The organism is Streptomyces axinellae (genome assembly GCF_039532135.1).
GTDB classification, from domain to species: Bacteria; Actinomycetota; Actinomycetes; order Streptomycetales; family Streptomycetaceae; genus Streptomyces; species Streptomyces axinellae.
This window is the reverse complement of sequence record NZ_BAAARJ010000013.1, coordinates 183481-209618: the sequence shown is the minus strand read 5'-3', so window position 1 is coordinate 209618 and position 26138 is coordinate 183481. Positions and strand designations below refer to the sequence as shown.

Annotated in this window: 22 protein-coding genes and 1 pseudogene; 11 read left to right on the top strand and 12 right to left on the bottom strand. The window is 71.9% G+C overall.

Translation table 11 applies throughout. The annotated features are described in order from the left end of the window. Positions 1 to 147 precede the first annotated feature (147 nt). A complete protein-coding gene (locus ABD339_RS20805; RefSeq protein WP_344567899.1) occupies positions 148 to 1011 on the bottom strand; it encodes a LysR family transcriptional regulator in 864 nt (287 codons plus the stop codon). A gap of 347 nt (positions 1012 to 1358) precedes the next feature. On the opposite strand from ABD339_RS20805, the gene ABD339_RS20800 reads away from it, so the two are divergent. The 3 genes and pseudogenes from ABD339_RS20800 (at position 1359) to ABD339_RS20790 (ending at position 4488) form a co-directional block, all read left to right on the top strand. After that, positions 1359 to 2480, top strand: coding sequence for a YbfB/YjiJ family MFS transporter (locus ABD339_RS20800; RefSeq protein WP_344567943.1), 1122 nt, complete (start codon positions 1359 to 1361; stop codon positions 2478 to 2480). A gap of 507 nt (positions 2481 to 2987) precedes the next feature. Then, positions 2988 to 3419, top strand: a complete 432-nt coding sequence (locus ABD339_RS20795; protein ID WP_344567898.1) for a VOC family protein — start codon at positions 2988 to 2990, stop codon at positions 3417 to 3419. A gap of 285 nt (positions 3420 to 3704) precedes the next feature. Next, positions 3705 to 4488: pseudogene (locus ABD339_RS20790) on the top strand (class I SAM-dependent methyltransferase). A gap of 224 nt (positions 4489 to 4712) precedes the next feature. Here the strand turns inward: ABD339_RS20790 and ABD339_RS20785 are convergent. Further along, the gene (locus ABD339_RS20785; RefSeq protein WP_344567897.1) at positions 4713 to 5456 is read right to left on the bottom strand and encodes a DUF4232 domain-containing protein; all 744 of its coding nucleotides are present in this window, start codon (positions 5454 to 5456) and stop codon (positions 4713 to 4715) included. 188 nt (positions 5457 to 5644) lie between these two features. On the opposite strand from ABD339_RS20785, the gene ABD339_RS20780 reads away from it, so the two are divergent. Continuing rightward, positions 5645 to 7270, top strand: coding sequence for a helix-turn-helix domain-containing protein (locus ABD339_RS20780; RefSeq protein ID WP_344567896.1), 1626 nt, complete (start codon positions 5645 to 5647; stop codon positions 7268 to 7270). A 255-nt stretch (positions 7271 to 7525) separates the two neighbouring features. Further along, complete coding sequence (locus ABD339_RS20775) at positions 7526 to 8455, top strand: class I SAM-dependent methyltransferase (RefSeq protein WP_344567895.1); 930 nt, start codon at positions 7526 to 7528, stop codon at positions 8453 to 8455. Positions 8456 to 8594: 139 nt separating this feature from the next. On the opposite strand, the gene ABD339_RS20770 is transcribed toward ABD339_RS20775, so the two are convergent. After that, positions 8595 to 9257 carry a TetR/AcrR family transcriptional regulator gene (locus tag ABD339_RS20770; RefSeq protein WP_344567894.1) on the bottom strand — a complete coding sequence of 221 codons (663 nt, stop codon included), beginning with the start codon at positions 9255 to 9257 and terminating at the stop codon, positions 8595 to 8597. 196 nt (positions 9258 to 9453) lie between these two features. Between ABD339_RS20770 and ABD339_RS20765 the strand changes: the two genes are divergently transcribed. From ABD339_RS20765 to phsA, 4 genes are all read left to right on the top strand, one after another. Continuing rightward, entirely contained in the window at positions 9454 to 11250 is a 1797-nt protein-coding gene (locus tag ABD339_RS20765; RefSeq protein ID WP_344567893.1) for an ABC-F family ATP-binding cassette domain-containing protein, read from the top strand. Further along, entirely contained in the window at positions 11231 to 12280 is a 1050-nt protein-coding gene (locus ABD339_RS20760; RefSeq protein ID WP_344567892.1) for a Vgb family protein, read from the top strand. The genes ABD339_RS20765 and ABD339_RS20760 overlap by 20 nt, the downstream gene beginning before the upstream one ends. 204 nt (positions 12281 to 12484) lie before the next feature. Continuing rightward, entirely contained in the window at positions 12485 to 13261 is a 777-nt protein-coding gene (locus ABD339_RS20755; protein WP_344567891.1) for a class I SAM-dependent methyltransferase, read from the top strand. 361 nt (positions 13262 to 13622) lie between these two features. Next, the gene (phsA, locus tag ABD339_RS20750; protein ID WP_425576044.1) at positions 13623 to 15560 is read left to right on the top strand and encodes an O-aminophenol oxidase PhsA; all 1938 of its coding nucleotides are present in this window, start codon (positions 13623 to 13625) and stop codon (positions 15558 to 15560) included. Between the two features lie 164 nt (positions 15561 to 15724). Here the strand turns inward: phsA and ABD339_RS20745 are convergent, their stop codons facing one another. From ABD339_RS20745 to ABD339_RS20730, 4 genes are all read right to left on the bottom strand, one after another. Next, entirely contained in the window at positions 15725 to 16147 is a 423-nt protein-coding gene (locus ABD339_RS20745) for an ankyrin repeat domain-containing protein (protein ID WP_344567890.1), read from the bottom strand. Between the two features lie 434 nt (positions 16148 to 16581). Continuing rightward, complete coding sequence (locus tag ABD339_RS20740) at positions 16582 to 17268, bottom strand: HAD family hydrolase (protein WP_344567889.1); 687 nt, start codon at positions 17266 to 17268, stop codon at positions 16582 to 16584. Positions 17269 to 17402: 134 nt separating this feature from the next. Further along, positions 17403 to 18557: a phosphotransferase gene (locus tag ABD339_RS20735; RefSeq protein ID WP_344567888.1), complete on the bottom strand. Its 1155-nt coding sequence runs from the start codon at positions 18555 to 18557 to the stop codon at positions 17403 to 17405. 277 nt (positions 18558 to 18834) lie between these two features. Then, complete coding sequence (locus ABD339_RS20730) at positions 18835 to 19707, bottom strand: winged helix-turn-helix domain-containing protein (protein ID WP_344567887.1); 873 nt, start codon at positions 19705 to 19707, stop codon at positions 18835 to 18837. Between the two features lie 341 nt (positions 19708 to 20048). Between ABD339_RS20730 and ABD339_RS20725 the strand changes: the two genes are divergently transcribed. Next, entirely contained in the window at positions 20049 to 20231 is a 183-nt protein-coding gene (locus ABD339_RS20725) for a hypothetical protein (RefSeq protein ID WP_344567886.1), read from the top strand. Between the two features lie 307 nt (positions 20232 to 20538). On the opposite strand, the gene ABD339_RS20720 is transcribed toward ABD339_RS20725, so the two are convergent. The 3 genes from ABD339_RS20720 to ABD339_RS20710 form a co-directional block, all read right to left on the bottom strand. Then, positions 20539 to 21801 carry a GNAT family N-acetyltransferase gene (locus ABD339_RS20720; RefSeq protein WP_344567885.1) on the bottom strand — a complete coding sequence of 421 codons (1263 nt, stop codon included), beginning with the start codon at positions 21799 to 21801 and terminating at the stop codon, positions 20539 to 20541. Positions 21802 to 21928: 127 nt separating this feature from the next. Continuing rightward, positions 21929 to 22882, bottom strand: coding sequence for an asparaginase (locus ABD339_RS20715; protein WP_344567884.1), 954 nt, complete (start codon positions 22880 to 22882; stop codon positions 21929 to 21931). 311 nt (positions 22883 to 23193) lie between these two features. Further along, entirely contained in the window at positions 23194 to 23757 is a 564-nt protein-coding gene (locus tag ABD339_RS20710) for an RsiG family protein (protein ID WP_344567883.1), read from the bottom strand. Between the two features lie 148 nt (positions 23758 to 23905). Here ABD339_RS20710 and dtd point away from each other — a divergent pair, with 148 nt between their 5' ends. Then, positions 23906 to 24331 carry a D-aminoacyl-tRNA deacylase gene (dtd, locus tag ABD339_RS20705; RefSeq protein WP_344567882.1) on the top strand — a complete coding sequence of 142 codons (426 nt, stop codon included), beginning with the start codon at positions 23906 to 23908 and terminating at the stop codon, positions 24329 to 24331. 187 nt (positions 24332 to 24518) lie between these two features. Here dtd and ygfZ read toward each other — a convergent pair whose 3' ends face one another. Beyond that, on the bottom strand, positions 24519 to 25532 hold the full coding sequence (ygfZ, locus tag ABD339_RS20700) for a CAF17-like 4Fe-4S cluster assembly/insertion protein YgfZ (protein WP_344567881.1): 1014 nt from the start codon (positions 25530 to 25532) through the stop codon (positions 24519 to 24521). A gap of 9 nt (positions 25533 to 25541) precedes the next feature. Further along, on the bottom strand, positions 25542 to 25979 hold the full coding sequence (locus ABD339_RS20695) for a Fur family transcriptional regulator (protein WP_344567880.1): 438 nt from the start codon (positions 25977 to 25979) through the stop codon (positions 25542 to 25544). Positions 25980 to 26138 lie beyond the last annotated feature (159 nt).

Sequence of the window (26138 nt, the reverse complement as noted above, 5' to 3'; positions counted from 1 at the left end):
TCGCCTGTTGCCCTGTTGCCGTGTTGTGGCTTGTTGCCTGTCGTGTGACCGACGCTAATGACCGCCTTGTCCGGCCGGAAATGCCTGGCACGACGCATGCATGGATAACAGGCATGGACGCAGCCCATCGGCGCGCCGCCGCGCGCGTCAGGGCGTTGAGCCCCAGAGGGCGGCGTCCAGGAACTGGCGGATCAGGGTGCGCTGGGGTGCGTCCTGGCGGTGGATGAGGCTGACCGGGCTGGGCGGGGCGCCGGTCAGGGGTACGAAGCGGAGGGCCGGATGCCGGGTGCGGCGGCGGGCGACCTCGGGGACGATGCCGATACCGCGGCCGGTGGCGACCGTCTCCAGCCACTCGTCGTAGTTGGCTGTCTCGATGATCTGGGCCGGGCGCAGGTCGGCGGGCCAGGACCAGGGGCCGGTGGTGCCGCTGACCGTGTTGACGACCAGTGGCCAGTGCCGCACGTCCGACCAGGCCAGGTGGTCCATGCGTGCCAGGTCGCAGTGCTCGGAGCACACGGCGATGCGCGGTTCGTCGGCCAGCCGTACGGCACGGGCGCCGCTGGGGGTTTCGACGTCTCCGCGGACGAACGCGATATCGACGGTGTGGCGGCGCAGGGCCTGGAGGGGGTCGTCGGTGCGCGTCAGGACGACTGAGGCGCCCGTGGTCTTCTCGAAGGAGCTGACCGTCTGCTGTGCCCAGGGGTCGGGCAGCAGCCAGCTGAAGCCGAGGCGCAGCGTGACGCGGCGGCTCACCGACGCGAGAGCCTCGTCCATGGTCGCCAGGACCCGCTCGGCGTGTACGAGGAACTGTGCGCCGGTCTCGGTCAGTTCGACGTGCCGCGAGGAGCGGTCCAGCAGGCGGACACTCAGCTTGCCCTCCAGTTGCGCGATGGTGCGGCTCAGGGCCGGCTGCGTGATCAGCAGTTCCCCGGCGGCCCGGGAGAACGAGCGGTGGCGGGCCACGGCCGTGAAGGCCCGCAGGTGGCGCAGCTCCACGTCCGTGACGTCCATGCCCCGGCCGCCCCTCTCACTCGTCCGTGTCCGCTCACTCGTCCGTGTCTGCCATGCCTGCGGCGCCCTCCGCTGCATGACGGCAGCCCTGCCTGCGACGCCTCCGACGCATCACGCCAGCCATGCCTGCGGCGCATAGTGGCAGCGTAATCGGCATTTCACAGGTGCGCAGGGGCTGCTTAGCGTCGAAGACAGCCCGTGGACCACACCAGGAAGGTGCCCCAGCAGTGAAGTCGTCAGCAGCCGTCCGGCCCCCGGTGGCCGGAAAGATATCGGCTCCGCCCCGCCCGGGAACACCGTCGCCGTGGGCGATCGTCGCCCAGGCCGCGTCCGCCCTCGCCGTGGCGATGGGGATCGGCCGATTCGTCTACACCCCGATCCTTCCCCTCATGCACGAGCAGGCGGGACTCTCCTCGGCGCTCGGGGCGAACCTGGCCACGGCGAACTTCGCCGGCTACCTCGCCGGTGCCCTGGCCGGCATCGCCGCCCCCGCCCTCGTACGGTCCACCCTGGCGCTGCGCAGTTCGCTCCTCGTCCTGGTGGCGACGCTGGCGCTCATGCCGGTCACGCACGACGGCACCGCCTGGTTCGGCCTGCGCCTCGTGGCCGGTGCCGCCAGTGCGCTGGTCTTCGTGATCGCCGTCAGCGCGATGCTCTCCCGCCTTCAAACCCACCCCCACCCCCACGCCCACCACCTGGTCGGCTGGGGCTTCGGCGGGGTCGGTGCCGGGATCGCCCTGTCCGGTCTGCTGGTCGCCGCGGTGCAGGCCGCCTCCACCTGGCAGGCCGCCTGGTGGACCTGCGCCGCGCTCGCCGCCGTACTAGGCGCCCCGGCCTGGCGGCTCGCTCTGCAGCCGGAAGCCGCCGGCACCAGAACTCCTGCGGCGCCGCACGCCGAACGACCCCGTACCCACCGCTGGTTCCTCGCCCTGTTCGCCAGCTACACCTTCGAGGGCATCGGCTACATCATCGCCGGAACCTTCCTGGTCGCCGCGATCCAAAAGGATGTGGGCGGCAGGCTCGGCGGCGGAGCCTGGATCGTGGTCGGCCTCGCCGCCCTGCCCTCCTGTGCGCTGTGGACCCGCCTGGCCCGCCGCTGGTCCCGCCCGGCCCTCCTGCTCACCTCGCTGACCATCCAGGCCGCCGGTATCGCCCTGCCCGCGCTGCTCGGCGGCGCCACGTCCGCGCTCGTCTCCGCCGTCCTGTTCGGCGCCACCTTCATGGGCGTCAGCACCATCGCCCTGTCCATCGGCAGCCATCTGCGAGTGCCCCGGGCCGTGGCCCTGTTGACCGCCGGATACAGCATCGGCCAGATCCTCGGCCCGTTGCTGGCCGCCCCGCTGCTCCACCACGGTTACCAGCAGGCACTGCTGCTCGGCAGCGCGATGGTCCTCGCCGCCGCGACCGCGTCCGCCGCGGTCTGCGTCCGCTTCCCGCACCACCTCGGCTCTGTGACCGCGACGGCCTGACACCTCCACATTCACCAGGGCCTGACTCCGCTGCCTTCACCAGGGCCTGACTCCGCTGCCTTCACCAGGAGTTGTCGTGCGCGCGTTGATATCCGACCTCGGAACAGACCTTCCCCGCGTACATCCTGGGCTCGCAGGCGCGGGCGATGCCATCGCCATCGTCGTCACCACCTCCACCTCCACCTCCACCTCCATCTCCATCGCCCTGTCCCACCGCCGCGATCCCAGCCCAACGGACCTCGAAATCCTCCTGTCCGCCCCGAAAAAGCACAGTTGCCCCGCCCCAGGGTGCGCACTAAGGTCGCCCAGGTGACTGCCGGGTCGGCCATGGGCCACACACGAGTGAGGCGCCCGGCCTCGGCGTGAGCGCGAGGCGGGCAAGAGCCCCGCCCCCTCTCCGGATCTTCCCTCCCAGCGCTCTTCCAGCGCAGCGCACTTCCAGCGCCCTCCCAGAGCCCTCGCACGGCGCTCTGCCCAGCGGATTCAAGACCCGGAGACACGCCTCAGATGTCACTAGATCAGCAGCGGCACGAAAACAACTCCCCGTTGGCCACGGCCGGCGTCCAGTTGAACCACACCGCTGTTTACGCCGCCGACCGCCAGCTTTCGGCCGAGTTCATCGCCACGATCCTGGGCCTGAAAGTCAGCGCTCCGTTCGGGCCGTTCCTGCCCGTCGACCTCGGCAACGGTGTGACGCTCGACTACTACGAAAAGCGCGACGAGCCGATCCAGCCCCAGCACTACGCGTTCCTCGTTCCCGACGAGCAGTTCGACACCATGATCGCCCGGCTGGACGCGGTCGAGGTCGTCCACTACGCCGACCCCCACCACACCGAACCCGGCCGTATCAACCGCCTCTTCGGGGGACGGGGCGCGTACTTCGCCGACCCGGACGGCCACAACATGGAGATCATGACCCGGCCCTATGTCCGGCCCTAGAAGGCCGTCCGACGGCAGCATGTCGGGCTCCACCCCCGCCTCCGGTCACCCGCCTCCGGTCACCTGTCGCTCGTTGCCCGTCGCCAGTTGGGCCTCAGCGTCTCGCTCGATCTGAGACATCGCACGTCAGGGCGCTGCTCTGCCTGACGTGAGCGGGTGCGGAGTCTGTCGTGCGCCGTCACGGCCACGTACCTTCGCGGCATGGATGACGAGGTCTTCCGGGCTTGCCGGGCTTGCCGGGCTTGCCGGGCTTTCCGATCTTTCCGGAATGTCCGGGATATCCGGGTGTTCCAGTCTTTCCGGGAGCGTCGGCTGGCCGCGATCTATGATCCGCTCGATCCCGACCGCAGCGACCTGGATGCCTACCTCGGCCTCGCGGATCGGCCTCGCGGAAGAGTGCGGAGCAGGACACGTCCTGGACATCGGCTGTGGCACAGGTGTCTTCGCTCTTCTCCTGGCCGGGCGCGGGGTCGGCGTTGTCGGCGCCGACCCCGCTGCGGCTTCGATCGACGTGGCCAAGTCCAAGCCCGGCAGCGAGAAGGTCCAGTGGGTCTGCGGGGACGCGACAGTGCTTCCCCCGCTCCACGCCGATCTCGCGACCATGACGGCGAACGTCGCACAAGAGATTGCCGAGCCCGAAGCGTGGCGGGCGAACTTGCGCGGTGCTTACGAAGCCCTGCGGCCGGGCGGGCAGTTGGCGTTCGAGACGCGGAACCCGGCGCGGCGGGCCTGGGTGTCATGGAATCGCGAGGCTTCCCACAAGGTGACAGAGGTGCCCGGCGTCGGCACCGTGGAGAGCTGGGTGGACCTGCTCGATGTGACCGGAGCGCTCGTGAGTTTCCGTTGGAACTACGTGTTCGCCGCGGACGGGCAGGTGCTGGCGTCGGATTCGACGCTGCGGTTCCGTGAGCGCCAGGAAGTCGAACGCGACCTGGTCGCACACGGGTTTGTGGTGGAAGACGTACGCGATGCCCCTGACCGGCCGGGCAGGGAGTTCGTCTTCATCGCCTCCCGCCCGGCATCAACTCGCCGCTCGCCGAGGGCCGGTCGGGGCCGGTCCCGCAAGTGATCCGAGGCACGTGCCGCCATCTTTCGGCTCTCGTGCTGGGCCTGGGCTGGTCCTCGGCTGGGCCTGTCGGGGGTTTCGGCGGGCCTGATATGGGTCTGGGCGGGGGTTCGGTGGGTCTGGGCGGGCCTGGGGTGGGCGGCCCTTCAGCGGCGTACGGATTCGCGGCGTGGCGCGGGCGCCCACCCGTGCGCCGGGTCACCACCCGGCGCCCCTCGTGCGCCGGGTCACCAGTTGATGGCGTTGTCCATCGACGTCTGCCAGTACGTGACCTTGATCGAGTCGTCCACGTAGACGCCCTTGGCGGGGAGCGCGGGGTGGGCGCCCTTGCCGACGCTTTCGTTGCCGGAGCGGCCCTGGAAGTAGACGGCCAGGGAGTTCTCCGTCCGGCCGTTGGAGCCGCTGCCGTCGGTGGCCGACAGGTTCACGCCCGCGTAACCGGACTCGCCCGGCCGGAGGCCGACGACCGCCTGCGGCTTGGTGTTCTCATCGACCGGCGGCACCGACTGGGCCTCACCGAAGGCGACAGCCGGATACCCGTACAGGAAGCAGGTCTTCTTGCCGGTGTTGGTGACGGTGAGGAGCATGCGGTTCACCGGGCGCTTCAGCGGAGCCGCGACGGTCTTGGTATTGGAGCCCTCGCAGGTGACGAACTTGCCGGAGGAAGCGGAAGCCGGGGCCGACTTGGCGACAGGGGCCGACTTCGCGTCGCCGGACGAGCCGTCGGCTGACGCCTGCTTGTGCGCGGACGCGGCCGACTTGGTGGAGAAGCTGGACGTGGACGAGTTCGCCGGCGCGCTCTTGTCGTCCCCGCTCTTCGCGCTGCCGCACGCGGTGAGGGAGAGCGCGGCGAGCGCGACGGTCGCGGCGGCCGTCACCAGCCGGGTACGGGAGTGGGGGTGGGCGTGGGAGGGGGTGTGGGTGCGGGCGGGAGTGTGGGAGGGGGTGCGGGGGTGGCGGATGCTGGACATGTGGGCAGTGCCCCTTCGGTGTTCGAGCGGGAGTGATGCTTGGATGACTGGAGCTTGTGGGGTGACCCGTCCCAGCCGCCATGATCTGCTGCCAGTTGGGGACGCTGGAACACTGAAACAGGCTCTGAACTGGGGAAACGTAGGGTCCTTGGAATGCGGGAATGGGACGTGGGGGAGTAGTGGAGCGAGTGTCGGAGGCGACGGGGGCCGGGGGGCGGGACGGGTTCGCGGCACTGCTGCGCGAGTTGAAGGACCGCTCGGGCCTGAGCTACGGGGCGCTGGCCAAGCGGCTGCACATGAGCACATCGACGCTGCACCGCTACTGCAACGGCACGGCGCTCCCGAACGAGTACGCGCCCGCTGAGCGTCTCGCACGCGTGTGCCGTGCGACGCCGCAGGAGCTGATGGAACTGCACCGGCGATGGATCCTCGCGGACGCGGCGCGCAGGGGGAGGGGCGAGCAGGGCGCGGTGGCCGGGTCGTCCGGGGCGGGGGAGGCGGCTGGCGCGGCTCGGGGGGACGGCTCGTCGGAGGCGGCGGATACCGGTTCGACGGGGGACGCGGCGGAGCGGTCGAATACGGCGTCCACGCCGGGACCGGACCCAGCATCTCCGTCCACGCCGGAGCCGACACCGACACCGACATCGGCCTCGACATCCGCTTCGGGATCGGCGCCGACACCGGCATCGGTATCGGTATCGGCGCCTGCGGTCACATCGGACTCCGCCGCCGCCCCGGATGGGGCGTCCTCGCCCGGCCGGGACAGCGCGGACGGCGAAGGCGGGGAGGACGGCGAGACTGCCGGGGACGGTGGCGAGGACGGCGAGGGTGGCGGCGAAGTCGGTGGGGGCGGTGAACCGGTCGCGATCGACGCGCCGGGCGAGCCCACGCCATCGGTGCCACGGGGCCGTCGTCGTAGCGCGCTGATCGCCGCCGCCGCGGTGACCGCCGTGCTGGGAGCCGTCGCGCTCGCCGTCAGCGTCCCCTTCGGCGGGGGCGGCAACGGTGCGGCGAACCAACGGGAAGCCGGTGCCGCCGCGACCACCGGCGGCCCGGAGCCGTCGGGCGTACGCTCCGCCCCCCGCTCCCCGGGAGCCAAAACCCACGGGCCCTCCGGCTCCGCCCCGGCCTCCGCCGACGAGTCCGGCAAGAGCAGACCCGGCGCCTCGCAGGGCGGGGACGGGCGGGGTGTGGCCGGGGCCGACAAGGGCGGCGGTGCCGCACCGCTGAACGTCGCCATCCGCCCCTACGTCTACGAAAGTCCGTGCAGCCAGCACTTCCTCGTGGACAGCGGGCCCGAGCAGGTCGGCCCGCCCGCGAACGAGCAGGACGCGCCGCGCTGGGCCGCCGCCTACGGCGCGGTCTCCTCGGGGGAACAGCGGGTCGCCCTCACCGTTCAGGGCACCGGGCGAGAGACGGTCGTGCTGGAGGCGTTGCATGTGCGCGTCGTCGCCAAGGGTGCGCCGCTCGCCTGGAACGACTATGCGATGGGTGTCGGCTGCGGTGGCGGAGTCGGCACCAAGTCGTTCGACATCGACCTCGACAAGGGCAGCCCCCGGGCTGCCGTCAAGAACGGCCAGCGCGACTTCCCGTACAAGGTCAGCGAGTCCGACCCGGAGGTCTTCTACGTCACCGCGCACACCAAGGCGCACGATGTGCGCTGGGACCTCAGCCTGGAGTGGTCCAGCGGCAGCCGCCGCGGCACGGTGCACCTCGACAGCGCCGGTACCCCGTTCCGCACGAGCGGGGGCGCCGGCCGGCCGGGCTACGACTACCCGTTGGGCGGCGGCGAGTGGGTCGAGCGAGAGGGCTGACCGGTCACGCGGCGGGTCAGGGCTGCGGTGCCCCGGCCCGCGCGGCAACTCCGGCGGGGCCGTACAGGCCGGACTTCGTCGTACTGGGCCGACGTCGCTGTCCCGGGCGGGCTTCGGGGCTCCGGCGACCCGGGGCGGTGGCCGACGATCGCCGCCGCACTCGGCGTTTGCGTGTGCGGCACGCCGCGCGGCCATTTCCTTGCGGATACGGGAAGTGATCACACCGCACGCCCACAGCCGCCCTAGCGTTCGGGCATGACCCGAACGCACCCGCACACCCACACTCCCACTCACCCCGACGCCAACCCCCATCCCCATCCCCATCCGCACTCGCACTCCACTCCGCACCCACTCCATGCCGACGATCAGGCCGACATCGCCGACCAGGCCGAGATTCTCGACCTGGACGCGGAAGTCCTGGCCGAACACATCGCGGCCCTCACCCGATGGCTTCCCCTCCAGTCGCCCCCTGCCCGGATCGTGGATCTGGGCTGCGGTACGGGAGCGGGCACCTTCGCCCTCCTGAACCGCTTCCCCGAGGCGCGCGTCACCGCGGTCGATGCCTCGGCCGGGCACCTACAGCGCCTGCGGGAGAAGGCAAGCGCCCGGGGCGTGGAGGGACGCGTGCACACCGTCCAGGCCGACCTCGACGAAGCCGACTGGCCCGACCTCGGCGCACCCCAACTGGTGTGGGCGTCCGCCTCGATGCACCACATGGCCCACCCCGGCCGCGCCCTGCGCAACGTCCACGCCCTGCTCGCGCCGGGAGGGCTGTTCGCGGTGGTGGAGCTGGCCGGCTTCCCCCGCTTCCTACCCGAGACGGCCCCGGAGGACCGCCCCGGTCTGGAGGAGCGCTGCCATGAGGCGAGCGACCACTTCCACGCCGAGCACGTGTCCCACCGCGGCGCCGACTGGGGGCCGATGCTGACCGAGGCCGGATTCACCGTCGAGGGCGAACGCACGCTCGCCGTGGGCATCGACGGCACCCGTGACGAGGCGGTCGGCGCGTACGCCCTCGGCAGTCTGCGGCGCATGCGCCACAGCGTTGCCGACGCGCTCTCCTCCGAGGACCTCGCAGCGCTCGACCGGCTGCTCGACACCGACAGCCCCCACAGCGTCCTCCGCCGCGAAGACCTCGCCGTGCGCACGGAACGCACCGTCTGGGCGGCGCGCCGCGACAACTGACCCCCGGCCCGCCGCTCTCGCTCTCGGCGAGGGTGTCGCCCCGCGTCTCTCCCGTCTCCTGTGAAGGCCGCGTACCGGCGCATCCCTTGTACGCGGGACGCGTGTACCCGGCGCGGGCCGACCGGCTGGCGGTTCGGCGTCATCGATCCGGCGCCTTCGAGGAGTCGGAGGTGAAGGCGCCGGCCCGGGCGGCGAGCACCGCGGCGCGGGCCGCGCGTACGGGAAGCCCGGGGTCCGGCTCGTTCCTGAGCAGGACGCGCTCGTGGTAGACGGGGGCGGTGGCCGTGACGAGGAGCCCGCGCGCGTCGACCGCTTCGAGGGGGCCGGGCAACTCCTCGCGGTCCACCGCCCGGTGCACCACCTCCGCGCAGCGCTCGTAGCGGTCCTCCCAGAAGCGGTGCAGGGCGCTCGCCGCCTCGTCGGAGCGGAACGAGGCGGCGATCAGCGCGTATGTCACGGGCGGGTCCTCCTCCATCGCGTACTGGACCTCCTCGTTCAACGCGGTCAGGTCGCCCTCCAGCGAACCCGTGTCCGCCGGGTGCCAGGTGTCGTCGCCGGCGGCGTCGAGCACGTCGGCGAGCAGCCCGCCGACATCCCGCCAGCGGCGGTAGACCGTCGCGCGGTGCACGCCGGAGCGGGCCGCGACCGCGTCGATCGTCAGGCCGTCGTAGCCGAACTCGACCAGCAGCGGCCCCACGGCGTCCAGAACCTGCGAGCGCACGCGCGCCGTACGCCCGCCGGGCCGCCGCGGGCGGTCCCGTTCCCCAGGGGTGTCCGCTCCGTCCTCGTCCGCCGTGGTCATTTTCCGAACCCTGTTGCCATCTCGGTTCTCGTCATGCCAACATCTTAACGCGACACACGTCGCGGTAAAACCCCCCGTGGTGAACCCGTCACGGGAAGAGAGCGAGAAAAGGAGTCGCCGATGCTCTTCCGAAGCGTCCATCTGGCCCCTCGGCCCGCCCCGGCCGTCCCACCCCCGACCGCTCCGGAGAGCACGCATGCCCACACAGATCACGGCACGGGCCGTCACGAAGTCCTACGAAGGCCGGACCGTTCTCGACGGGATCAGCTGCGCATTCTCGGCGGGTGAGCGCGCGGGGATCGTCGGGGAGAACGGTTCGGGGAAGACAACCCTGCTACGCCTGCTCGCCGGGCGCGAGGAGCCCGATGAGGGCGAGACCATCCTGCGCGCGGACGGCGGCGTGGGCTACCTCGCCCAGGAAGAGCCGCTGCCACCGGAGTTGACCGCCCAGCAGGTCATTGACCGGGCAATGGGCGAGCTGCGCGCGATGGAAGACCGCCTGCGCGCCCTGGAAGCGGCGATATCCGAGGGAGACGCCTCGGGGCTCCCCGAGTACGGCGAGCTGCTGACCGCCTTCGAGGTGCGCGGCGGCTATGACGCGGAGGCACGCGTCGAGCGTGCGCTGCACGGGCTGGGCCTGGGAGAGCTGCCCCGGGGCCGCACTGTGGACAAGCTCTCCGGCGGCGAGCGTGTGCGGCTGCGCCTTGCCGCTCTCCTCGCCGCGAGCCCCGAAGTCCTGCTCCTGGACGAGCCCACCAACCACCTCGACGACGCCGCGCTCAGCTGGCTGGAGGAGCACCTGCGTGCCCGCCGCGGCACCACGGTGGCGGTATCGCACGACCGGACCTTCCTGGAGCGCTTCGCGACGACACTGCTGGAGGTGGACGCCGACCGGGCCCAACTCGTCCGCTACGGGAAGGGATATGAGGGCTATCTCAAAGAGAAGGCGGCGGTCCGAAGGCGCTGGGCCGAGGCACATGAACGGTGGCTGTCCGAGACGGAGCGGCTCCGCGAAGCCGTGGCGACCACGGCACGCAGGGTCGCCCCGGGAAGGGGGATGAAGGATGGCAACAAGATGGCGTACGACCGCGCGGGAGGCCGCGTCCAGCAGTCGCTCGCCGGCCGGGTACGCAACGCGGAGGAACGGCTGCGCCGCCTGCTGGACAATCCCGTCCCGCCCCCGCCGGTACCGCTCCGCTTCACCCCGGCTCCCCACTGGGGCGGGCGGCACGAGAGCGGTCCGCACGGCAGCGGGCCGGATGGGGGTGGGGGCGGCGGTGCGGTGCTGGAGGCTGAAGGGGTCGGCGTCCGGGGGCGGCTGGCCCGCACGGATATGTCGGTCGCGGCGGGAGACCGGCTGCTGGTGACGGGGCCGAACGGCGCGGGTAAGAGCACCCTTTTGAGCGTCCTCGCGGGAGAGCTGGCCCCCGAAACCGGCCGGGTGACCCGAAGAGAGCGGGTGGCCTACCTCCCCCAGGACCCCGGGCCGTCCTCCGCCCGGCCGGGCGTGACGCTGCTGGAGGCGTACGCGCAGGGCCGGCCCGGCGCCCCGGAGGCCCACCGGGAGCATCTGCTGTCCCTCGGCCTGTTCGCCCCGGAGCGGTTGGAGGTGCGGGTGGACCGGCTGTCCACCGGCCAGCGGCAGCGACTGGCCCTGGCACGGCTGCTCGACGTACGAGCCGGTGTACTGCTGCTGGACGAACCGACCAACCACCTCTCGCCCGCGCTGATGGAGGAACTGGAGGAGGCCCTGGACGCGTTCGAGGGCGCGCTCGTCGTCGTCAGCCACGACCGCAGACTGCGGCAGCGCTGGCGGGGTACCCAGCTGACCCTGACCGGAGAAGCGGCCTCGGCGGGGCCCCGGCAGCGAAGACACACGAGGAAGACCAGAGAGGAGGGAGACAGCAGTGCGGGAGACCGACATCAGGGAGACCGACATGCGAAAGACAAGCATGAGAGGGGAGGAGTCCTCGATGAGCAGCCGGGTTCCTGAGCGCGGCACGCGCGAGGTCGTCGTAGAGACCGTCGCGGCCCTGCCCGAGGGTGCCGGCCCCTATGACGTGGTCACCGGAGCGGACGGCGCGCTGTGGGTCACCCTCGTACACGCGGGAGCCATCGCCCGCCTCACGCCCGAGGACGACGGCGCCGCCACCTGCGCCGTCACCACCTACGGCCTCGACGTGCCGAGTTGTGGCCCCACCGTGATCACGCCGGGGCCGGACGGCGCGCTGTGGTTCGCCCGGACGCGGGACCACCGGATCGGGCGGATCACGGTGGACGGCCGGGCGGAGTCGTTCGCGCTGCCAACCCCCGAGTGTGGCCCGTACGGCATAGCGGCGGGCCCCGACGGCGCCCTGTGGTTCACGCAGACCAACGCCGACCGGATCGGCCGTATCACCACGGCGGGAGAGGTCTGCGAGTTCCCTCTGCCCATCATCGGCGCGTTCCCCTCCGCGTTGGTGGCGGGACCGGACGACGCACTCTGGTTCACCCTCAACCAGGCTGACGCGCTGGGCCGGATCGACGTGGCAGGGAAGATCACGCTCCACCCGCTGCCGACCAAGGGCGCCGGACCTGTCGGCATCACGTCCACCCCCACCCCCACCCCCGCTCTCTCCTCCGGTGGTGCGAGCGGCGGGGACGTGGGAGGGCTGTGGTTCGTGGAGATCGGCGCCGGCCGGCTGGGCCGGCTCACTCCGGCCAGCCGCAGCCCGAGAGCCCGCGACGGGCAAACCGCCGCGTCGAAGAGCCACATCGAGGAGTTCATCCTCCCCGACGCCGAAGCGAGACCGCATGCCGTGGTCGTGGACCAGGACGGCGGGTGCTGGTTCACCGAATGGCAGGCGAACCGCGTGGGAGCACTCACACCGGACGGCCGCCTCACCGAACACGACCTGCCCGCCCCCCGGTCGGAACCGCACGGCCTGACGGTGGGGCCGGACGGTGCCGTCTATGTCGCGCTGGAGAGAGGGGAGGTGGTTCGCGTCCGTACGGTGGTGACCCGGCCTGACCGCAGCCGGTGACCTGACCGGACATCGGTGGCACGACTGGACGTCACTGGCCCGACTGGACGACGCCCACTCGACCGGACGTCAGCGGCTTGACCTGGATGTGGCGGCTGACCGACTGGGCGCCCGACCCGACGCCTGACCCGGCACCCGGCACGGGTCCCGCCCCGGGCGGCAATTCGGTTGGTCAGGGGGCCTGGGCGCTGTGAGGATGCGGTCATGGGGCGCTCTTTTGATGATCTCGTGGCAGAGGCCGGTTCGGCGACTGTCGATGGCTGGGACTTCTCCTGGCTGGAAGGCCGGGCGACCGAGGCGCGGCCGTCGTGGGGGTACCAGCAGCTCATGAGCGGACGACTGGCCGCCGCCTCGGCCGCGCTGGACCTCCAGACCGGTGGCGGCGAGGTGCTCGCGGGAGCGGAGAAGCTGCCGCCTGTGATGGCCGCCACCGAGTCCTGGCCGCCCAATGTCGCCAAGGCGACGGCGCTGCTGAGGCCGCGCGGGGTGGTCGTCGTCGCGGACCCGGACGAGCCGCCGCTGCCGTTCGCGGATGGGGCCTTCGACCTGGTGACCAGTCGTCATCCGGTCCGCGCCTGGTGGGCCGAGATCGCCCGCGTCCTGGAGCCCGGCGGCAGCTATTTCGCCCAGCATGTGGGCCCGGCCTCGGTCTTCGAGCTGGTCGAGTACTTCCTCGGCCCGCAGCCCGAGGCGCGCGAGCGGCGCAGGCCCGAGGACGAGCGCGTGGCGGCGGAGGATGCCGGGCTCCGGGTGATCGACCTGCGGTCCGAGCGGCTGCGCATGGAGTTCTACGACATCGGCGCGGTCGTCTACTTCCTGCGCAAGGTCGTCTGGATGGTGCCGGGGTTCACCGTCGAGCGATACCGCGAGCGGCTGCGGGAGTTGCACGAGCAGATCGAGTCCGAGGGCCCCTTCGCCGCGTACTCGGCCCGTTTTCTCATCGAGGCCCGCAAGCCCGAGTCCGAGTCCGAGTCCGAGTAACACCCGCCGACCGCGCCCCCCGGGGCCGATGAGTCCGTCTGCGTCCGTTGAGCCGGTGCTGTCTCCCTCACTCGTGGGAGCACCGACGTGGAGCCGGGGCGCCCCATGAGGTGCGGGCAACCTCGTGGGGCAAAACGGCGTCTTCCTCCCCAGATGGCCACTGAGCCGACAAGACCGCTGGTGGCCAGGCCAGTTCACGTCCAACGGGGGGACGATCTTGTCCGAGATCACGGAAAAGATTGAGCACTTTTTCCAGGACGGCACCGGAGCCGATGGAGGTGCCGCAGCCGAGGGAGCCACCGGCGCCGCGGGCGTCACCGGAGCTACCGGGGTTACTGGTGACGCGGCATCCGGCGCCGAGATTTCCGGCGCGCCGGACACCCCCGACGCCGCCGAGGCCATCGCGGGCGCTCCCACGGCCGACGGCCTGACGCCCTACGTCGATGGGCTGCGCGTACCGCCCACGCTGCGGCCCGAGCCGACCGGCGACCCGCGCGGCAGCCAGGTCGAGGTCGAGTTGACCGAGACCTGGACGCGGCTGCACTCCCAGCTCCCGCCGACCCGGGTGTGGGCCTACAACGGCCACTTTCCGGGACCCACGTTCGAGGTGCGCCGGGGCCAGCGGATCCGGGTGGCCTGGACGAACCGGCTGACGGGGGTGTTCCCCGTCACCCATGTCGCCGTGGGCGCCGGCACGTCGGCGGATCCCCTGGTCAACCACCCTGGCAGGGACGGCGTCAAGCCCGATCCGGATGTCGCGGCGCTGCCCGGCTGGAGCGTCACCCACCTGCACGGTGCCGTGACCGGCGGCGGCAACGACGGCTGGGCGGAGAACGCGGTCGCCTACGGCGACACCCAGCTGTCCGAGTATCCGAACGACCACCAGGCCACCCAGTGGTGGTATCACGACCATGGCATGAACATCACCCGGTGGAACGTCTACGCCGGCCTGGTCGGCACGTATCTCATCCGGGACGCGGAGGAGGACGCGCTGGGTCTGCCCCGTGGCGCGTACGAGATCCCGCTGGTGCTGGCCGACCGCAATCTGGACGAGGACGAGGACGGGCGGCTCAACGGCCGGCTGCTCCACAAGGTCCGCAATCTGGGCCCCGATCCGGAGTCCGGCAAGGACGTCACCCTTCCGGTTACCGCGCCCTTCTCAACGGTCAACGGCACGATCTGGCCTTATCTGGACGTCGAGCCGCGCTGGTACCGCTTCCGCCTGCTCAACGCCTCCAACGCCCGCGTCTACAACCTCGCCCTGGTGGACGAGAAGGGCACCCCGGTGCCGGACGGAACGGTCAAGCAGATCGGCAGCGACGGGGGCCTGCTGCCTCGTCCGGTGGACATCACCTTCGCCGACGACGCCGACCCCGCGAAGCGCAAGCTGTTGTCCGCGGCGCCCGCCGAGCGCTTCGACCTGCTGATCGACTTCCGTGCGCTGCGCGGCAAGAAGCTGCGGCTGGTCAACGTGGGCAACGCCCCCTTCGGGCAGCCGGATCCGGCGAGGAACATCCCGTATCCCCAGGTCATGGAGTTCCGGGTGGGTGCCGGGCCGGTGGCGGAGCCGTTCGTGCTGCCGGGGACCCTCTCCGGTTCGTTCGAGCGGCTCACACACGACATTCCGCACAACCACCGGCTGATCGTGCTCAGCCCGCCCGGCACGGTGGGCGGCGGCGGTCACCCGGAGATCTGGGAGATGACCGACATCACCGAGGAGGTCGGGGAAGGGCCGGTCCCGCAGGCCGAAGGGGTCGTGCGGGTACAGGGCCGGGACGGCAAGCTGAAGACCTACCGCCGCATCGCCCGGACGTTCGATGACACATTGGGCTTCAAGGTCGCGCAGAACGACTACGAGCAGTGGAGCTTCCTCAATCTGGGCGGCCCCACCCACCCCATGCACATCCATCTGGCCGACTTCCAGGTGCTGAGCAGGGATGTCTTCGACGTCTCCGGCTTCGACCCGGCGGCGGGCGGCACCCAGGAGGACAAGCCGGTCGTCTTCGACCCGGCCAGGCCCGTTCCCGTCGCGCCGAACGAGGCGGGCTGGAAGGACGTCTTCCAGGTCCCGGCCGGCCAGATGGTGAACGTCCTCGGCCGCTTCGACGGGGCGCACGGACGGTTCATGTACCACTGCCATCTGCTGGAGCACGAGGACATGGGCATGATGCGGCCGTTCGTCGTCATGCCGCGCGAGGTCCTCAAGTTCGACCATGGCCACGCGGGTCACGGCGGTGGTCACGACGGGGGCCATGACGGTGGTCACGGCAACGGCCACAGTGAGGGCCACGGCGCCTAGTTGCACCGACGCGCGTCACCCTGGCCCGCGCACCGCGCGCGGCCGCGCTGTCGCGCCGGGCGAGGACGCGCCGTCATGCCCGTTCCCCGCCGCACAGCAACGGTGCGGCGGGGCATGACATGACATGACACGGCATGGCAGGGCGAGCGGGGGGAGCAGGCGGCTCAGGTGTCGCTGCCGAAGAGATCGAGCAGTTCCCGTTTCTCGAACATCCGGGCGGAGTCCACGGCCGAGGGCGTCCCGCCGTGCGGATCGGCGCCGGCCTCGAAGAGGATCCGCACCACGTCGTCCTCGCCCTTGAAGACCGCGCCCGCGAGCGGGGTCTGGCCCCGGTCGTTGGCGCGTTCCGGGTCGGCGCCGCGGGAGAGGAGGGCGCGCACCGTCTCGGGGTGGCCGTGGTAGGCGGCCAGCATCAGCAGGGAATCGCCCTTGTCGTTGGTGAGATTGGCGGGAACGCCCGCGTCCACGTAGGCGCCGACGGTGTCGGTGTCGCCGTGCCGGGCGAGATCGAAGATCTTCTGGGCCAGCTCAAGGACCTCGGGGTCGTGTGCGGGCTCGTCGCTGGCGGGTGTGGGTGCGTCGGTCATGCGGCCACCCTACGCACGAGGCCGTGCCCGGCCCCGTCCAAGCCACCGGCCCCGTCCAAGCCGCCGGGCCCGTCTACGACGCCGGTCCCGTCCACGATGCCGGTCCTGCCCAAGACGGCCGGTCCCGTCCGAGCCGCCGCGGTGGGGGAGCCGCACAGCCGACAAGCACCCGCACCTTTGTGAAGCACAGTCGGGGGGCGCCCCCGAAGGGGCGCGGGGAACGGCGCGCCCAGCCCATGAGCACCCGCACCCTGCGAAGCACAAACAGGGGCACCCCCGACCAGCACACTCCGCCGGAAGGCGAAGGAGCCCGCCGCCAGGCAACAAACCGAGCCCCGCCTCCGTCCGCCGAGCCCCGCCTCCATCCGCCGAGCCCCGCCTCCATCCGCTGCGGCCGTCCGCTGCGGCTGTCCGGCGGGCCCCCGTCCGCCCCGCTACACATGCGCGCACGGGTCCACGGCCAGCAGCACCTCGCGCAGCGAGGAGACGATGTGCGCGGCCCCCGCCTCGCGCAGCTCCCGTTCCTTGCGCTTCCCGTGCGGCGCGTATCCCACGAACGCGACGCCTGCGGCCCGTGCCGCCGCCAGGTCGCGCGGTGCGTCCCCGATCATCACGGAGTCCTGTGCCGCCACCCCGGTCGATGCCAGGGCCCGCAGCAGACAGTCGGGGTCCGGTTTCATCCGCAGCCCGTCCCCGTCGTAGAGGCGGCCGTGCACATGGCCCTCGAACGGTTTCAGCAGGTCCCGGGCCGCGAGGTACCGCTCGACCGCCTCGCGCGAGTTGTTGGTCGTCACGGCCAGGCCCCGCCCGGTGGCGTGCAGCGTGCGTATCAGTCTGTCCGCGTACCCGGTGGGGTAGGCCCCCTCGGCGGCGGTCATCTCTTCGCGGGTGAGCGCCTGTTCGATGCGGAGTGCGGTGCCGTCGGCCACCAGTGCGGGGTTCTCGAAGGCGGCGGCGAGCACGGTCTGGGGGTCGTCGTCGGGCGGCAGCGACCCGTCCATGTCGTAGGCGCAGCGCAGCCGTGCGGCGATTCCGCCCGGACGGCGGCTGTGGAAGAGGTCGCATACGGGTCCGTCGAAGTCGAGCAGTACGGACTTCGCGGAGCCGACAAGTGCGTGCATCGGGGTCGTCCTCCCGGTCGTACGGGCCGTACATGTCGTGCACAGGTCATACGCAGCCCGTATGCGGGCCGTATGCGGGCCGTGCGCGGGTCATACGCGGCCGGGTGTGCCGTACGCGTCATGGCCCGGGACAACTATCCCCAGCTGCGCACCTGCCGTACAGCGCCGAACGCCGCGTAAGCGTCCTCCACTTCGGCCGGGGTGGGCACCTCGCGCAGCCCCAGCTCCTCGGCCCCGCGTGCCAGCACCTGGTGCACCTCCTTGGCGGAGGCACGCAGCCGCTCTCGCCGGAGCCGCGCGGACGCGACACCAGCACCAGCACCAGCGCCGGTGCTGGTGCCGGCACCGGCACCGGCATCTGCCCCTGCGCCGCGTGCGCCGAGGAGCGCACCGGCGTGCCGGACGACGTCGGTGTAGACGGACTGCGCGCGCTTGTAGGCGAGGTAGCGGGGCAGGTCCGCCTCGGTTCCGGCGGTGGACCCGGGCAGGACGCGGGACATGACGTCCTGCCAGCGCTGGATCACCTCGCGACGCTGGCGGGCCGGGTAGTGCGTGAGGTAGAGGTGTGTGGCCAGGTCGTAGAGGGGGTCGCCGAGCATGGCCAGCTCCCAGTCGATGGTCCACAGGTCCCCGGCCTCGTCCACGATGAAGTTGGCGCGGTGCAGGTCGCCGTGGAGCAGGCAGAAGGGCCGGGGGGTGAGCGCGGCGGCGGCTGCGGCCAGGGGGGAGCGCGCGCCCAGCGCCCCGCGCGGCAGCCCGAGCTGGTTGAACAGCCGCCCGTAGCGCGGCAGATGGCGTCGGTAGGCCCGTTCGCGGGTGAAGCGGATCAGCGAGCGCAGAAAGCCGGCGCTGTCGCCGTCGGCCGGGCGGTCCTCGGCCCGGCACAGTCGGGGGACGGGGAATCCGGCGGGCCGCATGGCGCCCAGCCGCGCGAACGTCTCCATGATCTGGTCCAGGTGTCCCGCGCCGAGGGGCGTGCCCGCGGGGGCGAGCGCGTCGAGCGGGGTGCCCTCGATGAAGCCGTGCAGTGACGGGCCTTCGCCGAGACGGTGGACCGGAGGGATACGGGGCAGCCTGCGCCGGGCCAGTTCGGTGAGCAGGGCGTCCTCGGAGGCGAAGCAGCGGCGGTCGAACCACAGGGCGTCCTCCCGGGGTTCGCCGACCTTCACCCGGCCGGTGCCGGGGAAGTCGGCGGAGGGGCTGACGACGTACCACTCGCGGTGGTAACCCCGCAGCGGGCCGTGCACGCTGCCGACTTCCGTGGCCTTGTGCAGCGCTGTCGATGTCATGCGAGGGCCTCGGCGGTCGGCTGGGCGGTGCGCGCGGGGCGCGGACCCGGCACTGTAACGCCGTACCCGGAGCATCCCCTCGCAGGGCGCTCGCCCTTCACCCGAAGGAGGGCGCGCCACGGCACCCGTGCGGGGAGGCGCGCGCCCCCGCCGGGAAGACCGGCCCGGTCGGGGAATCCGGCCCGGTCGGGGACATGGGGTACGCCGGGGAAACGAGCCGCACCAGGGAGCCCGGCTCCGCCGGAGAAACGCGGACTCGGTCCGAGGCGGCTCCGGATCATTCCGAGGCGAAGGGGACGGAGATCGTGCTCCACAGGGAGTCGAAGAACAGCTGCGACTCCTCCACGAAGACCGACTCCTGTTCGTCCCGGGCCTCCGCTCCCCGCGTGGAGCGGAAGATCTTGGCGGTGAGGCCGAGGACGTCGTAGATCGTCATCTGCTCGCCCTCGAAGTCGGCCTCCTCGTTGCGGACGACTTGGTAGTAGCCGATGAGCGCCTCGTCGCCGTTGAGCAGGTACAGCTTGTGGGTCGGGGTGAGCGGAACGGTCCTGACCGTGACGGAGACCTCTACGTTGTACAGCGACAGTGAGGCCAAGGTGCTCTGCAGGACGGCCACATAGGTGGACTGCATCCGGTGCAGGCGCCTGCGCGGCTTCGGGTCGTCGGGGTTCTCGACGAGCCGGGGCAGCGCCAAGTGGGCATCCAGGCTCGGGATGAGAACGCGCGCGGTGACCGAGCGGGGGGCGAGCCGGCGGTCCATGATCTGACGCACCGGCCAGGCCAGCGCGTTGTTCAGCGTCTCGGTGGTGAGCGAGAACGCGTCAATGGTGACGTGCTCGGCTTGAAATGCCGCATGGAGACGGTCCGTCAGCTCGACTCCTGCGATGCGCGGCGCCTCGTCCTGATGACGGGGCTCGGCCACGGTCGGTGAGGCGCCTCTGCCCACGTTGTCCAGGAGGCCCTCCTGGGCGAGGGCGGCGAGGGCCTCGCGTACGGCGCTGCGGCCGACGCCGAACTCGGTCTCCAGTCGGCGCTGGGTGGGCAGCCGGTCGCCGGGCTGGAACTCGCCGCTCCGGATGCGCTCACGGAGGGTGTCGGCGACCACCTCGCGCGGGCGGCGGCCGTTTGTGGAGGCGCGCTTACTGGTCACGCCAAGACCCTACAACTTCCGGCCAGGAGGTGGGAGTTGTAGGCCAAGTGTTTTCAGATGGCTGATAACTGGGAATATACCGAGTGAAGTTGGCTGACAACTTCACGATATCGCAACCAAGTTCGCCAATTGGTCGCCGTCTCCGCTGCCGCCCCCTGCGCCGGAGCCGCGCAATCCCCGCCCGTCCAACGCCGCACGGGCGCCCCGCATCCGGCATCACCGCATCCGGCATCACCGCATCGGCATCACCGCCCCCGGTACCGCCGCAGCAGTACCGGCGTATCCGGCATCACCGCATCCGGTTTCACCCTTCCCCCGTGTTCCGAGAAGGAGGGATCTCCATGCCATTGATCGCGCTCATCGCCGCAGCGGGCGTCGTCTCGTTCGAACAGCTCGTCCAGATGCGTTTCGGAGGGCTCGGCCTCGTGGGTTGCCTGCTCCTGAGCATCGGTCTCAAGGCCAAGCACGTGGGGTGCAGCTGCGCGGGAGCCCTCGTGCTCGCGACGCTGCTGCTCCAGACCTAGTGCTCTGACTCAGAGATCCTCGACAAGGTCGCCGCTTACTGTCGACGACTCTCTGACTCGGATCACTGGCTGCGTCCGACAGGCACAGGTCGCGGTCACCTGCCGAAAGCGGACCCCCTCCGGGCCGGTCCGCTCCGGTCCGGCCAACCCGGTTTCGCCAACCCGGTTCCGCCCCGGCCCAGTCCGCCCGGCCGCCGTCATGCCGCCTTCCCCTCTCTTGCCCCACGCCCCCGGGGGAGGCGGTTTGAGGACGGCCTCGGGGCGCGAACAACCGCCGATGGGCGCCGGGCCCCCGGAAGGCCGGGTCTCAGAAGGAGTCGGGGCACCACGGCCGCCGGGCGGTGCGGAAGAGCCGTTCGGCCTCCGCCACGGCGCCGGGCCGCTCCTCGGTCACCCGGCCCAGTGCGTGCAGCCGCACCGCGGACTCGTCGCCCAGATACAGCGCGCCCAGTTCGGACACGTCCAGTGACAGACCGGGCTCCTCGTGGGTCGCCTCGCACGCGGCGCCCTCCGGTCCGGCCTCCAGGCGGTAACGTCCGCCCGCGTAGCCGTCCTTGTCGCGTACTTCCAGCACCAGCGAGCCCGCCGTCGGGTAGGTGCGCGCCGCCAGCATGCGCGGTACGTCCAGGGGGCGCAGCCACAGGAAGTCGGCGTGGGTGAGCGTGCGGGCCGCGCGCGGGTCGGGCAGCAGCAGCGGCAGGAGGTCGTCGGGGGCGCGCAGTCCGGTGCGGACGCGCTGGATCCAGTCCATCGAGAGCACGAACCGCCACAGCGCCCGCTCGCCCGCCGGGGCCGTGGCGAACAGGTCCGCCACCGTGACGGTCTGCTCGGGCAGTTTGGCCCGCCACACGTCGTCGGAGCTGTAGGTCACGGCGCCGCCCACCGTGCCGTCGGCGTCCCGGTAGACCGCGTGGAAGGGGGGAGCCACGGGCTCGGCGAAGCGGAGGATGCCGCACTGGAGGTCCCACCAGCGGTCCGTACGGTCGATGGCCCCCTGTCGCCCCGCACCCGCGCGGAACCTCTCGTGGGCCTCGGGTGCCAGGCGCCGGAAGTCTCCGGCGTCCACGATCTCCACGCTGCCGCCGTCACCGAGGTCGGCGGGGCCCGCGTAGCGCCGGTCCAGCCCGGTACGGGAGACGGTGACCTCCCACTCGGTGACCCAGCTCGCCGGACCGAACCCGAAGCGTCCGTATATGGGGTATTCGGCGGCTATGAGGGAGGCCATGGCGTCGCCGCGCTCCCTGGCCGCCCGCAGCGCGTGGGCCATCATTCCGCTCAGCAGCCCGCGCCGCCGGTGCGTGGGTGTGACGGTGACGTTGGTGACGGCGCACACAGGCAGTTCGGCGCCGCCGGGCACGGTCATCCGCTGCGGCATCGTGCGGAAGGTGCCCACGCAGCGGGCCCCGTCGTACGCCCCCTGTGTACGGGCCGGGTCGGCGCCGCCGGAGCGGACCGCCACTTCCTCGTCGGTGACGGTCGGGCCACGGTAGAAGCCGGTGGAGACGGCGCGCAGCCACTCGGGAAGTTCCTCGGGACCGGCCAGCGTGCGGATCTCGACGGGGTTCGGCATGCGGCACACCGTAGGCAGCCGGTACCGGCCGCCGCACCTGTATTTCGCCCCCCGGCAGCGGCCGGGGGTGTGTTTCCCCTCGGCGACCGGGGGCGGGAGTCAGCGCGCCGGGCCCTGCGCCGACTGGTCAGAACGCCGCGCGGATCTCGCCGACGGGCTCGCCGCCGCCCAGCAGCGGTGCCGCGGCAAGCCGTTCCAGGACCGGGGAGCGCACGCCCAGTTCGTCCTTCAGTACCCGCGCGAGCACCGGACCCAGAGCGCGGAGCGCGCCGTCGTCCAGCTTGAGGGCGAGCGCGCGGCCGTCCGGCAGCGCCAGCCCCTGTACGCCCTCGGCGCCCACCTTGCTGACGGTGCCGGGCAGCTCGCGCATCAGCCAGGTGTCGTGCCGGCGGCTGCCCGCCACGTACTCCGGGTGCGCCCGCATCGCCTCGGCGACCTTGCCCTCCGGCGTCTCGGGCGAGGCCAGCGCCAGGGTGCGGAAGCCGCGTGCGAGCCCGGTCAGCGAGACGGCCATGAGCGGCGCCCCGCAGCCGTCCACCCCGGTGTGCGCCACCGGGTCGCCGGTCGCCTCCTCCAAGGTGGTGCGGATGACCTGCTGGAGCGGGTGTTCCGGGTGGAGGTAGCTCTCCAGCGGCCAGCCGTTGAGCTTGCAGGCGGCGAGCATCGCGGTGTGCTTGCCCGAGCAGTTCATCGTCGTACGCTCGCGCGCGTGCCCCGAGGCGAGATAGGACTCCGCCTCTTCCGGGTCCAGCGGCAGGTCGGCGGGGCAGCGCAGGTCGGAGGCGGCCAGTCCGTGCTCGGCGAGCATCTTGTGGACCAGGTCGAGCTGGAAGGGCTCTCCCGAGTGGCTCGCGGAGGCCAGCGCCAGCCGTTCGCCGGACAGTGGGAGCCCGGTGCGCAGGACCCCGGCGGCCTGGAAGGGCTTGTTCGCGGAGCGCGGGTAGACGGCGGCCTCCGGGTCGCCCAGCGCGAACGTCACACTTCCGTCGGCGGCCAGGGCCACCAGCGAACCCCTGTGCTGCCCCTCGATGAAGCCGGACCTGACGACCTCGGCGAGCACGGGGGGTATGACAGCGGGCATGGATGGGGACCTTTCGGGGCGATTCGGGCACATGCGCGGACGCGCACAGCCTTCACCGTAACCGGACATCCCCGTACGGAATCCGGACGCCCCCCACCCGCCCCGGCGCGGGCGGCGGACCGGCCGCCCGCCACGGCAGCGCGACCGCCATCCCTCGCGTCAGCGGACCGGCCGTCCCGTACGGCGACAACGAGGGCCGGTCACCGGTCACCGGTCCCGGCCACCGTCGTCACCGGCCCCGGCCACCGGTCACTGTCGTCGTCGCCGGTCACCGGCCACCGGTCACCGGTCACCGGTCACCGGCTTCACGGTCACGGCAGCAGGTCGTCCACCTGCGCCTCGCCCTCGCGGTAGCGGCGGGCGATCTCGGTGCTGCATCCGTCGGCGGTGCGCTGGAGGGACTGGCGGTGGCGCGAGACCTGTTGCTCGTAGTGCACCAGGCGGCCCATCGCGTCGTGCAGTTCCTCGTCCGTGCGGGCCGTGAGGTCGCTCAGCTCGACCTCGGCGAGCATCTCCTCGGCCAGCTGCCGGTACTCGTCGCTGCGCGGTGCGCCGAGCGTCACATGCCGCGCCGAGGAACGGTGGCTGGAGGGGCCGTCGGCCAGGATCTCCGGCAGCAGGTCCAGCAGCGGCGAGCCCGGCGAGGTGCGGCGGGCCAGCTCCGCGCGGAGGATGTCGATCCGCCCCTGGAGCAGCCGGCGCACATAGCTGAGGTCCGCCTCGTCCTGCTGCGCCTCACGCCGCAGGGTGCGCAGCTCCGGCAGCCGCAGTGTGTGCAGTTCGGGCCCGCTCTCCTCGCGGAGCGCCTCCCGTGCCCCCCGCTGCCGTGGCGGCAGGCAACGTACGGGTGTCCGGCCGGCTCCGGTTGTGCTCATGGGCGTGTCCCCTCATCCCCATCGCGCGGTAACTGCTGAACGCACCGCGTGTGCGCATCGTGCCACTGTGTGGCGTCCGCGTGCAGCGGCCCGGCACCCATACGGCGGCAGCGCGGCGTGGCGAATGGCGACGCGGCATCATGGCGGGATGCGAGCTGTGGTGCAGAGAGTGGACGGGGCGAGTGTCGTCGTGGACGGGGCGACCGTTGGTCGGATAGTCGGCGAAGGTCTGTGCGTGCTGGTGGGAGTCACCCACGATGACACGGCGGCCAAGGCGGCGCAGCTGGCACGCAAACTGTGGTCCGTGCGGATTCTCCACGGGGAGAAGTCCTGTTCGGACACGGGCGCGCCGCTGCTGGTCATCAGCCAGTTCACTCTCTACGGTGACGCGCGCAAGGGGCGGCGGCCCACCTGGAGCGGGGCCGCGCCGGGCGAGATCGCCGAGCCGCTGGTCGATGAGGTGGTCGCCCAACTCCGCGCGCTGGGCGCGGAGGTCGAGACGGGGGTCTTCGGCGCCGACATGAAGGTCTCCCTCACGAACGACGGCCCGTTCACCGTTTCGGTGGAGGTCTGAGGGCGCCGGGCGGGCGGGATGCAGCCCGCCCGCCGGGCGGGCGGGATGCAGCCCGCCCGGCTATCGAGGACGAGCTCCCCCGCCTCCGGCCGGGAGGTGCCCCCGAGAGCCTCCGGCCGGGAGGTGCCCCCAGCGCGATTCCTGGACGGGGCGGACGGGGTGGACGGGGTCCGACAGTCGGGGGCCGCTACGGCGCGACGACGACCTCCTGCGCCGCCGCGGTGGCTTCCTCCCCGGCGATCAGCGCGGCGTCCACCGGCACGTTCCGCTTCACCAGGGCGAGTGCGATCGGACCCAGCTCGTGGTGGCGCGCCGAGGTCGTGATGAAGCCGATCGCGCGCCCCTCGGCGCCGTCGGCGGCGAGCCGCACCGCGTCGCCGTGCACCGGCAGCCGCACCTCGCTGCCGTCCAGGTGCAGGAAGACCAGACGGCGCGGAGGTTTCCCCAGGTTGTGGACGCGGGCGACGGTCTCCTGGCCCCGGTAGCAGCCCTTCTGGAGGTGGACGGCCGAGCCGATCCAGCCCACCTCGTGGGGGATCGTGCGGTGGTCGGTCTCCATGCCGAGGCGCGGCCGGTGCGCCTCGACGCGCAGGGCCTCGTAGGCGAGTACGCCGATCGCGGGGGCGTGGCTGTCGGCGAAGCCCCCGAGCGAGCCGCGCGGCAGGAACACATCCCGCCCGTGTGCCGCCTCCCGTACGGCGGCGGTGTCCTCGGGGACGGTGGCGATGGAGCCGGCCGGCAGGTGGACCACCGCGAACTCGGCCGTGCGGTCGGCGATCTCCACGCGGTAGAAGAACCGCATGCTCTCCAGGTAGGAGATGAGTTCCCGCTGTTTGCCGGGCTCGGTGTGCATCCACACCGTCTCCCCGTCGTCCACGAGCTGGAGCGCCTGCTCGATGTGCCCGTTGGCGGAGAGGATCAGCGCCTCGGTGGCCTCTCCGGCCGGGAGCTTCTCCACGTGCTGGGTGAGCAGGAGGTGCAGCCAGGAGAGCCGGTCGGCGCCGGAGACGGTGACCACGCCGCGGTGGGAGAGGTCCACGAAGCCGGTGCCGTCGGCGAGGGCGCGCTGCTCCTTGAACAGGTCGCCGTAGTGTGCCGCGACCCCCTCGTCCGGGGCCTCGGCCGCCACCGCGCCCGGCAGGGTCAGCAGGGGACTGGCGACGGGGCCGGCGCTGGGGCTGGAGGAGCTGCTGGAGGACATGCGTCCAGCCTACGACGCCTCGTCGGGGGCCTTCGAGACGCAGTTTCCGCAGCGGCCGAAGATCGCGAAGTGCTTCATGTCGGTCTCGAAGCCGAAGCGTTCGCGCAGGGTGGCGGTGAAGGGTTCGGCCACCGACAAGTCGGCCTCGATCACCTCGGTGCAGTCCCTGCACACCAGGTGCATGTGGTGGTGCCGGTCGGCGAGGTGGTAGGTGGGGGCGCCGTGGCCCAGGTGGGCGTGGGAGACCAGGCCCAGCTCTTCGAGCAGCTCAAGGGTGCGGTAGACGGTCGAGATGTTCACGCTGTCGGCCGTGCGGCGCACTTCGGCGAGGATGTCGTCCGGCGTGGAGTGCTCCAGCTTGTCCACGGCCTTCAGGACGAGCTGACGCTGCGGAGTCAGCCGGTATCCGCGCGCCCTCAGATCGCTCTGCCAGTCGGTGGTAGCCACGGCTCCAGTGTAGGAGAGCGCGGCCCCGGCGGACGCTCCCGAGCGGCGGCTGCCCCGCGCCCGGCCCTGCCGCGCTCCAGGAGCCCGTACGCCGGGAGGGGGCGGGAGGGGGACAGGAGGGGAGGGGCCGCCGCCCCTCCCCTCCTGTCACTGCGACCG

Coding starts and splice junctions, on each gene's coding strand:
- ABD339_RS20805 (WP_344567899.1), bottom strand. CDS start 1,011: ATGGACGTCACGGACGTGGAGCTGCGCCACCTGCGGGCCTTCACGGCC.
- ABD339_RS20800 (WP_344567943.1), top strand. CDS start 1,359: ATGGGGATCGGCCGATTCGTCTACACCCCGATCCTTCCCCTCATGCAC.
- ABD339_RS20795 (WP_344567898.1), top strand. CDS start 2,988: ATGTCACTAGATCAGCAGCGGCACGAAAACAACTCCCCGTTGGCCACG.
- ABD339_RS20785 (WP_344567897.1), bottom strand. CDS start 5,456: ATGTCCAGCATCCGCCACCCCCGCACCCCCTCCCACACTCCCGCCCGC.
- ABD339_RS20775 (WP_344567895.1), top strand. CDS start 7,526: ATGACCCGAACGCACCCGCACACCCACACTCCCACTCACCCCGACGCC.
- ABD339_RS20770 (WP_344567894.1), bottom strand. CDS start 9,257: ATGACCACGGCGGACGAGGACGGAGCGGACACCCCTGGGGAACGGGAC.
- ABD339_RS20765 (WP_344567893.1), top strand. CDS start 9,454: ATGCCCACACAGATCACGGCACGGGCCGTCACGAAGTCCTACGAAGGC.
- ABD339_RS20760 (WP_344567892.1), top strand. CDS start 11,231: ATGAGCAGCCGGGTTCCTGAGCGCGGCACGCGCGAGGTCGTCGTAGAG.
- ABD339_RS20755 (WP_344567891.1), top strand. CDS start 12,485: ATGGGGCGCTCTTTTGATGATCTCGTGGCAGAGGCCGGTTCGGCGACT.
- ABD339_RS20745 (WP_344567890.1), bottom strand. CDS start 16,147: ATGACCGACGCACCCACACCCGCCAGCGACGAGCCCGCACACGACCCC.
- ABD339_RS20740 (WP_344567889.1), bottom strand. CDS start 17,268: ATGCACGCACTTGTCGGCTCCGCGAAGTCCGTACTGCTCGACTTCGAC.
- ABD339_RS20735 (WP_344567888.1), bottom strand. CDS start 18,557: ATGACATCGACAGCGCTGCACAAGGCCACGGAAGTCGGCAGCGTGCAC.
- ABD339_RS20725 (WP_344567886.1), top strand. CDS start 20,049: ATGCCATTGATCGCGCTCATCGCCGCAGCGGGCGTCGTCTCGTTCGAA.
- ABD339_RS20720 (WP_344567885.1), bottom strand. CDS start 21,801: ATGCCGAACCCCGTCGAGATCCGCACGCTGGCCGGTCCCGAGGAACTT.
- ABD339_RS20715 (WP_344567884.1), bottom strand. CDS start 22,882: ATGCCCGCTGTCATACCCCCCGTGCTCGCCGAGGTCGTCAGGTCCGGC.
- ABD339_RS20710 (WP_344567883.1), bottom strand. CDS start 23,757: ATGAGCACAACCGGAGCCGGCCGGACACCCGTACGTTGCCTGCCGCCA.
- dtd (WP_344567882.1), top strand. CDS start 23,906: ATGCGAGCTGTGGTGCAGAGAGTGGACGGGGCGAGTGTCGTCGTGGAC.
- ygfZ (WP_344567881.1), bottom strand. CDS start 25,532: ATGTCCTCCAGCAGCTCCTCCAGCCCCAGCGCCGGCCCCGTCGCCAGT.